Annotated in this window: 11 protein-coding genes; 4 read left to right on the top strand and 7 right to left on the bottom strand. The window is 62.7% G+C overall.

The annotated features are described in order from the left end of the window. Positions 1-69: 69 nt before the first annotated feature. Both GTP58_RS25390 and GTP58_RS25395 read left to right on the top strand, forming a co-directional pair. On the top strand, positions 70-456 hold the full coding sequence (locus GTP58_RS25390; RefSeq protein WP_161079838.1) for a BPSL0067 family protein: 387 nt from the start codon (positions 70-72) through the stop codon (positions 454-456). A gap of 8 nt (positions 457-464) precedes the next feature. After that, a complete protein-coding gene (locus tag GTP58_RS25395; RefSeq protein ID WP_161079839.1) occupies positions 465-929 on the top strand; it encodes an STY0301 family protein in 465 nt (154 codons plus the stop codon). A gap of 39 nt (positions 930-968) precedes the next feature. Here the strand turns inward: GTP58_RS25395 and tpiA are convergent, their stop codons facing one another. From tpiA to GTP58_RS25430, 7 genes are all read right to left on the bottom strand, one after another. Further along, positions 969-1691 (bottom strand): triose-phosphate isomerase, encoded by a 723-nt coding sequence (gene tpiA, locus GTP58_RS25400; protein ID WP_161079840.1) that lies wholly within the window; start codon positions 1689-1691, stop codon positions 969-971. Between the two features lie 9 nt (positions 1692-1700). Beyond that, the gene (gene glpK / locus GTP58_RS25405; RefSeq protein WP_161079841.1) at positions 1701-3188 is read right to left on the bottom strand and encodes a glycerol kinase GlpK; all 1488 of its coding nucleotides are present in this window, start codon (positions 3186-3188) and stop codon (positions 1701-1703) included. After that, a complete protein-coding gene (gene glpD, locus GTP58_RS25410; protein WP_229215748.1) occupies positions 3181-4743 on the bottom strand; it encodes a glycerol-3-phosphate dehydrogenase in 1563 nt (520 codons plus the stop codon). Before glpD ends, glpK begins: the two co-directional genes overlap by 8 nt. Further along, positions 4740-5570, bottom strand: coding sequence for an SDR family oxidoreductase (locus GTP58_RS25415; protein WP_161079842.1), 831 nt, complete (start codon positions 5568-5570; stop codon positions 4740-4742). The genes glpD and GTP58_RS25415 overlap by 4 nt, the downstream gene beginning before the upstream one ends. 85 nt (positions 5571-5655) lie before the next feature. Beyond that, positions 5656-6525, bottom strand: coding sequence for an alpha/beta fold hydrolase (locus GTP58_RS25420; RefSeq protein ID WP_161079843.1), 870 nt, complete (start codon positions 6523-6525; stop codon positions 5656-5658). A gap of 11 nt (positions 6526-6536) precedes the next feature. Beyond that, complete coding sequence (locus GTP58_RS25425; protein WP_161079844.1) at positions 6537-8696, bottom strand: TonB-dependent receptor; 2160 nt, start codon at positions 8694-8696, stop codon at positions 6537-6539. A gap of 41 nt (positions 8697-8737) precedes the next feature. After that, positions 8738-10393: a 3-(methylthio)propionyl-CoA ligase gene (locus tag GTP58_RS25430; protein WP_161079845.1), complete on the bottom strand. Its 1656-nt coding sequence runs from the start codon at positions 10391-10393 to the stop codon at positions 8738-8740. A gap of 221 nt (positions 10394-10614) precedes the next feature. Between GTP58_RS25430 and GTP58_RS25435 the strand changes: the two genes are divergently transcribed. Together GTP58_RS25435 and GTP58_RS25440 are read left to right on the top strand one after the other, a co-directional pair. Beyond that, positions 10615-11637 (top strand): AraC family transcriptional regulator, encoded by a 1023-nt coding sequence (locus GTP58_RS25435; protein ID WP_161079846.1) that lies wholly within the window; start codon positions 10615-10617, stop codon positions 11635-11637. 46 nt (positions 11638-11683) lie between these two features. After that, complete coding sequence (locus GTP58_RS25440) at positions 11684-12589, top strand: helix-turn-helix domain-containing protein (protein WP_161079847.1); 906 nt, start codon at positions 11684-11686, stop codon at positions 12587-12589. Positions 12590-12619 lie beyond the last annotated feature (30 nt).

Consider the following 12619-nt stretch of genomic DNA (forward strand, 5'->3'; position numbering starts at 1 on the left):
TTGTTTAAGATACGATCAGTTTCCCACGGGTAAATTAAGGACATGCAACCATTTTTAGGGAGACTAGACATGTCCTATGTTTATCAAAAGGCCGCCGAATTAAAGGGTAGGCCCGTTGTGGGGAGTCGGCAATGCGTCGCGCTCGTACAAAAATATGCCGGCGCCCCTACAGCATCCAATTGGCGTCAAGGGGAGGTGGTTTTCGGCAATGCCATGCTCAAAGCTGGCACGGCAATCGCGACGTTTGTGAAGGGCCGTTATCCAAACCAAAATCACGGCAACCACGCGACGTTGTATGTCAGTCAGGCGATTGGTGGTATTTACATCGCTGATCAATGGAAAGCTAAAGGCAAAACGATGATCTTGGTACGACTGATTCGTTCTTTAGGCAAGGACAAGAAGGGCAACTATGTCCATGCCAGTGACAACGCGGATGCATTTTTTGTCATTGAGTGAGAGAGATCATGAATCCATCGAAACAGAAAACCAAGCGGGAGACAAAACAAGTGAAAGCAAGGTGGCAGCCTGTTTGGTTCGTGGTTTTGGCGGGGAGCAGTGCTGCTGCATCGGCGCTGGAATGTCCTCCATTCATTCCCGCAAGCTCCGTGCAAGTTAGTGATGTACCGAAAGGCTGGCATGCCTTTATTGGCTCTCCGCTTTATCTACACGAAGCTGCGCCCATGAGTGGGCCTCCAGAACAGATGGGAGAGCTGTCCGACTTCAAGCAAACCAACGCAAAAGATACCTGGACGAATACGTACAAATTGGATGGTAAATTCGCTGAGGGAAAATGGCTGGCTTGCAGGTATGGGGAGTCGGGGCAGGTAACGTTGAGCAAACGACTGGAGGATAATATCCAGCACTGCGTGTTCACTTATCGAAAAGGTGAACACGTTGGTCAAACCGGGATAACTATTATCTGTAGATAGCACTGATTGAGCCGGCTTCCCGACAACAGTAGTGTTAGTTTATCGGTTCGCTATGGCCAGGAATGCTTTGGCGTTCAGCGAGGCGCCGCCGATCAGGACACCATCGATATCTGGCATGACCAGCAGCGGCGCGGCGTTGTCGGGTTTGACGCTGCCGCCGTAGAGGATGCTGCATGGCGCGTTCAGCTGGCGGCGGATTGTTGCGTGGGCTTGCTGCGCCGTTTCGGCTGATGCGCTGCGGCCCGTGCCGATGGCCCAGACAGGTTCGTAGGCCATGACGATTTGTGCCAGTTGGCTGGAAGAGAGCGCCGTGGTCAGTGCCAGAACTTGCTGCGACAATACTGCTTCGGTTTGTCCGCGCTCGCGTTCGTGCAGTGTTTCTCCCACGCAGACGACGGGTATCAGGCCGGCCTCGAGTGCGCGCAGGGTTTTGCGGGCGACGACAGCGTCGTTCTCGTGGTGATACGTGCGCCATTCCGAGTGGCCGATCAGCACATAATGACAGCCGAACTCGCGCAGCATGGATGCTGATACTTCGCCCGTGTAAGCACCAGCCTCATGCGCGGAGAGATCTTGTGCCCCCAGCCGGATGGTACTGCCGGACAGGATGTGCGCGCACATGGCCAGATAAGGGGAGGGCGCGCAGACAACGACTTCGCAGCCCGGCGCCACTTCAGCAGCGACGATCTCGGCCAGCAGCGCTTTGATGCTGGCGCGGTTTCCGTTCATTTTCCAGTTTCCGATGATGAGCTTGTTGGTCAATGCAGTCTCCTATACAGTCGCCCAGGCTGACGAGCGTGACACGGCATCGTGCCAGCGTGTGAGCGCCCAGGTACGGCGGTCGTTGCAGATGGCGGGTTCAAAGCAGCGTTCTACCTGCCAGTGGTGCTTCAATGCCGCGATATCGCTCCACAGGCCCACACCGAGGCCGGCCAACTGTGCCGCGCCGAGTGCGGTAGTCTCGATGTTGAGCGGACGTAGCACCGGAATACCCAAGGCATCGGCCATCAATTGCAGCAGCAGGTCGCTCTGGGCGCCGCCGCCGTCCACACGCAGTTCGCGCAGCGGCACGCCGGAGTCGGCTTCGATGGCGCGCAGCACATCGACGGTCTGGTACGCAATGCCATCCAGCGCCGCGCGGGCGATATGCTGCCGCGTCGAGCCGCGATGCAGCCCCAGTATGGTTCCCCGCGCGTACGGATCCCAGTGCGGTGCGCCCAGGCCGGAGAACGCCGGCACCAGCACCACGCCATCCGCATCGGCCACGGTGCCGGCCAGTTGTTCGATCTGGCTCACCTCATTGACGATGCCCAGCCCGTCGCGCAGCCATTGCAGCGTGGCGCCTGCCATGAAGACGCTGCCTTCAATCAGATGTGTCGTGCGGCCGCCCAGGCGCCAGCCGACCGTACTCAGCAACTGGTTGGCGGAGGCCACCGGCGCCTCGCCTACATTCATCAGCAGGAAGCTGCCGGTACCGATGGTGTTCTTGGCGCTGCCTGGTTGAAAACAGGCCTGGCCGAATGTGGCGGCCTGCTGGTCGCCCGCAATGCCGGTAATGGGAATTGCATGGCCCAGCAGATCGGCCGACGCGGTGGCGATATGGCCGCTGCTGTCAACGATGGCGGGCAGTACGGCAGCCGGGATGTCAAACAGCGCAAGCAGTTCATCATCCCAGCGTCCCGTATGAATATTGAACAGCATCGTGCGCGATGCGTTGCTGGCATCGGTCACGTGCGCGCCGCTGAGTTTGTAGACCAGCCAGCTATCGACCGTGCCAAACGCCAGCTCCCCGCGCGTGGCGCGTTGCCGCGCGCCCGGTAACTGGTCCAGCATCCATTTCAGTTTGGAGGCCGAGAAGTAGGCGTCCAGCACTAGGCCGGTTTTTTCACCGATCATGGCGCCGTAGCCATCGCGGCGCAGGTTGTCGCAACAGGCGGCGGTGCGGCGGTCCTGCCAGACAATGGCGTTCATCAGCGGCTGCCCGGTGGCGCGGTCCCACAGGATGGTGGTTTCGCGCTGGTTGGCCAGGCCGATGGCGCGCACGGCAGACGCAGGCACGCCGCACTGCTGCAATACCTCGCGTGCTGCGGTCAGCTGGGAATGCCACAACTCAGCAGGATTGTGTTCCACCCAGCCGGGCTGGGGGAATATCTGGCGGATGGCGTGCTGGGCGCTGCCAGCCACCTTGCCGTCCGCATCAAACAGCACGGCGCGCGAGCTGGTGGTGCCTTGATCAAGCGCGAGGATGTAATCAGGCATGCCGTCCTCCCGCCGCAGAAACTGGCGTCTGCCGCAGATGGCGCTGCATCCATGCATCGATCAAGCGTGCTGCGCTGGCTGGCGCCTGCAAGCCAAGCTTGCTGCGGCGCCACAGCACATCGTGCGCGCTGCGTGCCCATTCGTTGTCCATCAGGTAGTGCAGCTCGCCTTCGTGCAGGCCTGGCGCCAGGGCCACGCCGAGATCGGCCAGACTGTGGCAGCCCGTCAGCAGCTTGTGCACGCGGGTGCCGTAGGCGCGTGCGTAGCGCTGCGTCAGCGGGGCAGGCAGCCAAGGATATTGTCGTTGCAGGCGCTGGATGAAATCGCCAAACTGCAACACCGAGGCGTTGGCTGGCGCGGCGCCCAGTATGCCGCCGCCCGGCAGACAGGCGGCGCTGGTCCATGCCACACCGGGCACGTCGATGAGTTGGGCGATACGGTCCAGCGCTTCTTCGGCCAGCTTGCGATAGGTGGTGACTTTGCCGCCAAATACGGACAGCAACGGCGCTGCCGCAGTATCGGTGTGGAGTTCGTAGTCGCGGGTAACCGCCTGGGCATTGCCAGCACCGTCGTCCAGCAGTGGACGGATGCCGGCGTAACTCCACACCACATCTGCCGGACTGATTTGCTTGCGGAAGTAGCGGTTGCTGATGTTGCACAGATAGGTCGTCTCTTCCGCGCTGATGGACACGCGGCGCGGGTCTTCCGTGAACTCCACATCGGTGGTGCCGATCAGCGTGTAGTGCTGTTCAAACGGCAGCGCAAAAACAATGCGGCCGTCGTCGTTCTGGAACAGATAGGCCTCGTCGTGCTGGAACAGGCGCGGCACGACGATATGGCTGCCTTTCACCATGCGCAGCTGGCGCTGGCTGGGGACTTGCGCCTGCTTCAACAGGTCCAGCGCCCAGGCGCCTGAGGCATTCACCACGCAACGCGCTTCCACCATGGTGGCCCTGCCGTCTTCGCTGCGCAGCGTCGCATGCCACAGGTTGTCGCTGGCGTACATCGAGACGCAGCGCGTGCGTGGCAGGATGATGGCGCCACGTTCGTGGGCGTCCAGCGCGTTCAGGACCACCAGGCGGGCGTCATCGACTGCGGCATCTGAGTACACGAAGCCGCTGTCGATGCCGTTGGCGAGCGGCAGGCCGGCTGCATGGGTGCGCAGATTGATATGGGATGAGCCGGGCAGCAGTTCGCGCCGCGCCAGATGGTCGTACAGGAACAGTCCGCAGCGCAGCATCCACGCCGGCCGCAAGCCTGGCAACTGCGGCAACACGAAACGCAGTGGCCGGATCAGATGCGGCGCCGAGCGCATCAGCACCTCACGCTCGCGCAGCGCCTTGCGCACCAGGCCCAGCTCGCCGTATTGCAGGTAGCGCAGGCCGCCGTGTATCAGCTTGGAGGAGGCGGACGAGGTATGCGCCGCCAGGTCATCCTGCTCGCACAGCACCACCGACAAGCCACGTCCGGCGGCATCGCGGGCGATGCCTGCGCCATTGATGCCGCCGCCGACCACCAGCAGGTCGCAGCGCAGCGCGGAAACGTGACCCATCATGCGGCCGCCGCATGCGCCAGCGAATCGCTGAGCATGGCGCCGAACTCCAGGCTGCCGACGGCGGTCTGGCCGCCATCGATCGGCAGCACCGCGCCGTTGATGTAGTCGGCCGCGCCGCTGGCCAGGAACAGCGCAAAAGCGGCGACCTCGTCGCGGCTGGCGGCGCGGCCCGACGGGATGCCGCGCAGCAGCCGGTCCCAGCTGTGCTGGCCGTCCGGGGCCAGGCGGCGCATGCCTTCGGTATCACCAACGGGGCCCGGGGCGATGCCGAGGCAGCGTATGCCTACCGCGCCCCATTCAATTGCCAGTGTGCGGATCAGCATGTCAACACCAGCCTTGGCCGCGCACACGTGGCTTTGCGTGGCCATCGGCAGGCGCGACTGGCTGGCAGAAATCGCCAGCAGCATGCCGCCGGGCTTGGTCAGAAATTCGTAGGCGGCATGGGCGGTGTTGAAGGTGCCAACCAGATCAATGTCGATCACGGTGCGGAAGCCGCGCGATGACATGTCGATGGCGTTGGCAACAAAATTGCCCGCTGCACCGGCCACGACGATGTCGAGCCGGCCGAATTCCTGGTGCGCGCGGAACATGGCGGCGTAGATCTGGTCATGGTCACGCACGTCGGCAGACAGTCCGATGGCGCGGCCACCGGCTGCGCGTATGGCTTCGGCCGCACGTTCCGCCTTGTCCTGATTGCGGCCGACGATGGCCACGGCCGCACCAGCAGCTGCATAGGTTTCCGCGATGCGCTGGTTGATGCCGCTGCCACCGCCTGTAATCAGGGCCACTTTGCCGTTCAACAGGCCATCGACGAATATCTGGGTCATTGCAATTCCTTTGCTTAGGGATGTACGGCACCGCCAGCGGCGCTGGTGGCGCCGCTGTCCGGTACTGTGCGGGAGAAGAAGAGGGCTAGAGCGAGGCTGTCACCCGGTCGCACCATGCGACCAGATTCGTAATGACTTCGGCGCGGTTGGTTTCGTTCAGCACCTCATGGCGGGCGCCGCCGTAGACGTGGGTTGACAGGTCTTGCACGCCCGCCTCGCGCAGGCGGCGCACCAATGGATCGAACCAGGCCAGCATGCCGTTCACCGGATCATGGTCGCCGGTGAACAGCAGCAACGGCAAGTCCTTGCGCATGCGCGCCAGTTGCTGCGGATCGGCCGTGCTGTTGCCAACGTCGAAGATGGAGAACAACGATGGCAAGGTCAGCGCAAAGCCGCACAGCGGGTCGGCCACATAGGCGGCCGGCACCTGCGGATCGCGGCTCAGCCAGTCTACCGGCGTTTGCGCGTCGGGCACGGTGGCGTTGGCGCTGTCCACGGTCCAGCCGGAAACACGCGGATCGAGCAGTTCCAGCGCGGTGGTGCCGGACAGCGCGCAACCATCCAGCAGCGCGCCGTGCTCCAGCAGATAGATCTGCGCCGCCATCGAGCCCATGCTGTGCGCCAGCATCAGCACGGGCACGCCGAAATGGCTGGCGCGCGCATGGCGGGTAACGACGGCCATGTCGTCCACCAGTCCCTGGAAACCGCGCGGGCCGAAATCACCGAGCGAGCCGTCATCCAGCGCGGCCTGGCCGTGGCCACGGTGTTCGCTGGCCATCACGCGGTAGCCGGCTGCCACCAGCGCGGCGGCCACATGCTCGTAGCGCGCCGAGTGCTCCGCCATGCCGTGGACAATCTGCACCACGCCTTTGACGCCGGGGCCGGTCCAGGAAATGACGTGGATCGGCTGACCGTCATTGGCGCCCAGCGTGTAGCGTTCCATTTTGATGCTCATGCGGCTCTCCATTAGTAACGGAAGGTGACATCGACACCATAGCGGCGTGGATACGGCACGGTGGTGAACCTGGTCTGCGAGGTCGCATCCAGCACGATGCCGGTCGGATTGCGGTTGTCACTGAGGTTTTTACCATAAACGGCGACCTCGACCTTTTTCGACGGCGACAGCAGGGCGATGCGCGCCGACACATCCCTGGTGGCGCCAACGCGCGATTTCGGATCGTTATTGGCCAGGAAGTACTGGTCGCCGTTGAAGCTGGCGTCGCCATGCAGCGTCAGCAGGTAGGCGTTGATGGGCATGCTGTAGTCGGCGCCGATATTGCTGGTGTAGCGCGGCGCTTCAATCATGCGGTTGCCCGACAGGTCGACGCCGTTCAATACCAGCGAGCGGTACTTGCCATTCAGCAGGCCCAGGCTGGCGCTCAGGCGCAATTCCTTGTTGACCTGCAGGAAGCTCTCCACCTCCATGCCGGTAATGCGCGACTGGCCGGCGTTGACCAGTTGCTGGTTGCCGATGCCGACCACGTTGAGGAACTGCTGGTTGCGGAAGTCGTAGCGGAAGGCCGACACGTTCAAGGTCAGCTTGTTATCCCACAGTTGCGATTTGACGCCGCCTTCGTAGGAATTCAGGTATTCCGGCCGGGCGACATTCAGGTCGGCGGCGTTGGTCAGCGCGCCGCCATTGAAGGCGCTGCTGCGGTAGCCGCGCGCATAGTGGGCATACAGCATGAGGCTGCGGTTCAGCTTGGCGTCCACGCCGAGGCGGCCGGTAGGCTTGCGGTCGTCGTAGCTGAGTTCCGGCTGCACCGGGATCACGGGCGTGACGCGGAAGTCCAGCAGGCGGCCTTCATCGCGCGTGTAGCGTACGCCGCCATAGATGCTCCAGACCTTGTCGATATCGTAGGTGCCGTCGATGTACACGGCAGTCGAGCGGCGCTCCTGCAGATATTGCTGGTTCAGGATGGGGAGCACGGGCGGGCCGCCAAAGATGGTGTAGGTGGTACCGATATCGACATTGTCGCGCTGATGATACAGGCCGGCGATGAACTGGAACGGGCCGTCAAACGCGGTAGTGAAGCGCAGGTCCTGGCTGAATTCATGCGTGCGTGTGCGGAAGTCGATATGCAGCAGCGGGTCCATGGTGCCGTCAGCATCGACCAGGTTCTGGAAGCGGCCGTTGAGGAAGGAAGTGATCGAAGTAATGCTGCCCAGGTCGGTGCTCTTGTTCAAGGTCAGGTAGCCGCCGCTGCCGCGCACCGCAATTTCGCCGGAGCGGTCGAATGCCACCTCGTTGTCGCCCAGGCGCTGGCCGTTAAACGGATTGATGCGCGGGTCTTTGCCATTGGCGTTCAGGCCATTGGCCGCCAGGCCGGTGTTGACCACGCCGATCGCATTGGGATTGTTGTTGACGTCGAACAGGCGCAGCGTGCCGGTCAGGCCGTCGCCGTCCTTGTAGCCCAGCGTCAGACGCGCCGCCTTGCGGTCGACGTTGGACAGGTCATGGCCGTTGGGATTGACGTTGTGGATGTAGCCATCCGAATGGGCTGCCGTGAAGGCGAGGCGGGCGGTCAACCGGTCTTCGATGAGCGGCACTTCAACCACGCCCTTGGTTTCCTTGTAGCCGTAATTGCCCGCGCCGACGGTGATTTCCGCTTCCTCCTTGAAGCGCGGCCGCTTGGAGATGAAGTTGACCGCACCTGCCGTGGTGTTCTTGCCGAACAGCGTGCCTTGCGGGCCGCGCAGCACTTCCACGCGTTCGATATCAAAGATCTGCGCGCCGCCCAGGTATTGGGCGCCGACATAGACCTCGTCAAAGAAAGCGCCGGTTGGCGAAATGGCGTTCAGGTTGAATTCCGAGGATGAGATGCCGCGCAGCGAAAACTTGGGCTGCGATTCATCGCCCAGGTTGGACACGCGCAGGTTGGGCACCAGGCGGGCTATCTCGGTACCGGTGTCGATCTTGGCGTTGGCCAGCGATTGCGCATTCATCACGCTGACCGATACCGGCACGTCCTGCAGGCGCTGCTCGCGCTTTTGCGCGGTGACGACTACGGTGTTGGCGTCTTCCACTGGTTGCGGCGTGGCGTCCGGTACAGCTTGCTGGGCTTGCGCCGACATCGCCAAACCTAAGGCCGCGACGGTGCCCAACATTTCTTTGGTGCTGATCATGCTTGTCTCCTTGTTGTTATTACTGTCGTTGTGGTGAAGCTTTATAGTTGTTGGTTGCGCAGGTGCTGGCGGAACTGCTCGCGCACGCGGTGCTTGAGAATTTTTCCGGTGGGGCCGAGTGGCAGGGTGTCGACAAACACCACGTCGTCAGGTATCCACCATTTCGCGACCTTGCCGTCGTAGAGTGCGAGCAGGTCGGCGGGCTGGACATCGGCGCCGGATTTACGCACCACCACCAGCAGCGGACGCTCGTCCCATTTGTCGTGCGCTACGCCGACGCAGGCGGCCAGTTGCACCTGCGGATGCGCCATGGCGATGTTTTCCAGGTCGATGGAACCGATCCATTCGCCGCCGGACTTGATCAGGTCCTTGCTACGGTCGGTGATCTGGATATAGCCATCGCTGCTGATGTTGGCGACGTCGCCGGTGGCAAACCAGCCGTCAGTCACGGCGCTGCCGGGCGGGTGGCCGTAGTAGGCGTCCACCACCCATTGGCCGCGTACTTGCAAATGGCCGCAGGTGGCGCCGTCCCATGGCAGCTCGGTATTGTCGTCGTCAGCGATGCGTGCGTCCATGCCATACAGCACATGGCCCTGTTTCTGCAGCAGCGCGCGCATGGCCTCCGGCGGCAGTGACGTGTGCTGCGCCTGCGGCGTGCAGACCGTGGCCAGCGGAGACAGCTCGGTCATGCCGAAGGCGTGGATCACTTGCAGGCCATAGTGGTCGCGCAGGCTGTCCATCAAAGCCGGCGGGCAGGCCGAGCCGCCGATGACGACGCGGCGGAAGGTGGAGAAACGCAGATGGTGTTCACGTACGAAATTCAGCAGGCCCAGCCAGATGGTCGGTACGCCGGCGGAGAAGGTCACGCCTTCCTGCTCGCACATGGCGTGCAGGGCGGCGCCGCCCAGCGACGGTCCTGGCAGCACCAGCTTGGCGCCCACCAGCGCGGCCGAATACGGCAAGCCCCAGGCGTTGACGTGGAACATCGGCACTACCGGCAGGATGCAGTCGCTGGCGGACAGGTTGAAGGCATCCGGCGCCACTTGGGCGTAGGCGTGCAACACGGTGGAGCGGTGCGAGTACAGCACGCCTTTGGGATTGCCCGTGGTACCGGAGGTGTAGCACAGGCCGGACGCGGCATCTTCATCGAACACCGGCCAGCTCCAGCCATCGGCATCGGGCGCCAGCAGCGCCTCGTAGCTGATCAGGTTGGGGATGCCGTCGATGCCGTGCAAGGCATCGTCATCGCCCAGCAGCACGTAGTGTCTGATGGCCGGGCAGTGCGCCGCGATCTCGCGCACCTGCGGCGCAAACGAACGTTCAAAGAACAGGTACTGGCTGGCCGCGTCATTCAGGATGTAGGCCAGCTGCTCGGCGTACAGGCGTGGATTGAGCGTATGGATCACGGCGCCCATGCCGGAAATGCCGTAGTACAGCTCCAGGTGGCGATAGCCATTCCACGCCAGCGTGGTGATGCGGTCGCCCATGCGGACATTGCGCTGCTCCAGCGCCCGCGCCAGCCGTTGCGTGCGCGTGTGGCAGTCGCGGTAGGTGTAGCGGTGCAGGCTGCCGTCGTCGCCGTACGAGACGATGTCACGGTCGCCGAAGTAGCGGTCGGCGTGGCGCAGCAGGGAGGAGATCAGCAAAGGCCGGCGCATCATCTGGCCCGGCAATGGACTGCGGTTTGTTTCAGGCATGCGTGTCTCCCGGCACGCGCGTCTGCAAGAATGTCCGATTCTTCCGCACCGCGCGGCGCGTTTTCGATTAGTATTTATTTAGGTACAGACTTGTTGCCCGTCCGTTGAGCATGACTGTAGAGGCGTAAGTGCGGGCCGTCTTGCTCTTGAGAGCCAAGTTTTTGACCGACAAAGACAACCTTGCAAAAGCAGGGGAAAAGACGAATTGGGAGACGAAGTGTATGGAACAACCCACCACGGCCGGGTCCTGGCTGCTTGGTATCTGGGACATGCTGCTGACGATAGGCCTCGATCCGCAGCCGATTTTTGCACGGGCCGGCCTGGAAGATGAGAGCTTGCGCAGTCCGCATCACCGCATTGCCAGCGATGCGCTGAGCCATCTGTGGAATGTGATTACCGAAGTCTCCGGCGATGAGGCGGTGTCGTTGGCGGCGTCGGAAAATCCGCGTCCCGCCACGTTGGATCTGCTGACCTATACGATGATCACCGCGCCGACCATGGAAGTGGCGCTGCAACGTTTTATCCGCTACATCCGCATCATCAGCGATGCGGCGATTTTCTCGCTGGAGCCGGATGCACAAGGCGCGCAATGGCTGCGCCTGACCATCAATGGCGGCGAGCTGCCCGTGCCGCGCCAGCGCAGCGAGTTTGTGATGATCACGATTCTTAACATCTGCCGCTGGATCGCGAGCAAGCACATCAATCCCTTGGCCATCGAGCTGGCGCATGTGGAGCCGGGCAGCACGCAAATGCATGCGCGCGTGTTTGGCGGGCCGGTGCGCTTTGGCGTCGCGCGCAATGGCCTGTTGCTGGCGGCCGAGGATTTGAATGCGCCTTTGCCGGCATCGAACGCAGTGCTGTCGGAGATGCATGAGCGCTTTGCGGTGGAGTTCCTCGACAAGATGGACCAGGCGCGCTTTGCACCGCGCGTGCGCGAGGTCATCGTGCGCTGCCTGCCGGATGGGTCGCCGCCGCGCAGCGTGGCAGCGGCGGCGCTGTGCATCAGCGAGCGCACCTTGCAGCGCCGGCTGGAAGACGAGGGCACGTCGTACAACGATCTGCTCGACGAAACGCGACGCGACCTGGCGCGCGAGTATCTGGCGAAAGAACAGATGGCGCTGGGGCAGGTGGCGTTTCTGGTGGGCTTTGCCGATCAAAGCACTTTCTGCCGCGCGTGCCAACGCTGGTTCGGCAGCTCGCCCAAGCAATTCCGCAAGCAAAATATCCGGAATCAGGAGCGTTAAGTTTTTGACATATAATTTAATTCCCTGATCCGCCATTGCTGAATCCATGGATGCCGCCATCGATACCCCGGAAGTCCTGAAAGACTGGTTCCACCGCAGTGGCGTGCATGATCCCTTGCGCACTTGCATCGGTCCGCTGCCGAATTCCAAAGCTTCCATCGTGCGCTGGACCAGCGATCATCCGGACGCGATGATCCAGACCGTCAGCCCGCACCTGAACGATTACCGTATTGCGATCATGATGGAGCCGGTGGATGCCCGTATCTGGCAGCAGGGCCGGCCGGTGTGGGGTGGCGTGATTGCGGCGGAGCGTTTCCGCATCTGCCCACCGAGTTCCGCCAGCCAGTGGAGCCGCCTGAGCAGCTGCGATATCGTCAACCTGTTCGTGCCGGCCTCGCTGGTGGACAGCCTCAGCGACCTGCGCCAGACCGGCGTGCCGCTGGCACTGGGCGCCAATCAATTTACTTCTGATCGCTATGTGATGGAAACCGTCAGGCGCATGCTGAATGCGGACGTCATGGCGGGGCCGCTGCAATCCCAGTATTGCGATGGCCTGATGGTGGCGCTGCTCAGCTATCTGCTGGAGCACTACAGCCGTCCGCAGGACGCCGCGCAAGCCAGCACGCTGGGCGGCGCCCGCTTGCGGCGCGTACTCAGCTACATGGAGCAGCATTTGTCAGAGGACGTCACCAACCAGCAACTGGCCGGACTGTGCGCCATGAGCCCGGCGCACTTCTCGCGCGAGTTCCATGCAGCGCTGGGCTTGCCGCCGCACCGCTACCTGATGAAGATGCGGCTGGAGAAGGCGCGCGCCATGCTGGCTGCCGGTGGCCACGCCATGGCGGATATCGCCGACACCTGCGGTTTCCATGACGCCAGCCATTTGTCGCGCACCTTTACGCGCCACTTCGGTTCGCCGCCAGCGCGTTTCCGCCAGCAGCGTGGCGTCTAGCATACAGCTAGCCAGTTGGCGTAACGAAGC

Source organism: Duganella sp. CY15W, assembly GCF_009857555.1.
In the GTDB taxonomy this organism is placed as follows: Bacteria; Pseudomonadota; Gammaproteobacteria; order Burkholderiales; family Burkholderiaceae_D; genus Rugamonas; species Rugamonas sacchari.

Bases quoted from the DNA above. Each gene is read 5' to 3' on its own strand.
- GTP58_RS25390 (WP_161079838.1), top strand. From the start codon at position 70: ATGTCCTATGTTTATCAAAAGGCCGCCGAATTAAAGGGTAGGCCCGTT.
- GTP58_RS25395 (WP_161079839.1), top strand. From the start codon at position 465: ATGAATCCATCGAAACAGAAAACCAAGCGGGAGACAAAACAAGTGAAA.
- glpK (WP_161079841.1), bottom strand. From the start codon at position 3,188: ATGCCTGATTACATCCTCGCGCTTGATCAAGGCACCACCAGCTCGCGC.
- glpD (WP_229215748.1), bottom strand. From the start codon at position 4,743: ATGATGGGTCACGTTTCCGCGCTGCGCTGCGACCTGCTGGTGGTCGGC.
- GTP58_RS25415 (WP_161079842.1), bottom strand. From the start codon at position 5,570: ATGACCCAGATATTCGTCGATGGCCTGTTGAACGGCAAAGTGGCCCTG.
- GTP58_RS25420 (WP_161079843.1), bottom strand. From the start codon at position 6,525: ATGAGCATCAAAATGGAACGCTACACGCTGGGCGCCAATGACGGTCAG.
- GTP58_RS25425 (WP_161079844.1), bottom strand. From the start codon at position 8,696: ATGATCAGCACCAAAGAAATGTTGGGCACCGTCGCGGCCTTAGGTTTG.
- GTP58_RS25430 (WP_161079845.1), bottom strand. From the start codon at position 10,393: ATGCCTGAAACAAACCGCAGTCCATTGCCGGGCCAGATGATGCGCCGG.
- GTP58_RS25435 (WP_161079846.1), top strand. From the start codon at position 10,615: ATGGAACAACCCACCACGGCCGGGTCCTGGCTGCTTGGTATCTGGGAC.
- GTP58_RS25440 (WP_161079847.1), top strand. From the start codon at position 11,684: ATGGATGCCGCCATCGATACCCCGGAAGTCCTGAAAGACTGGTTCCAC.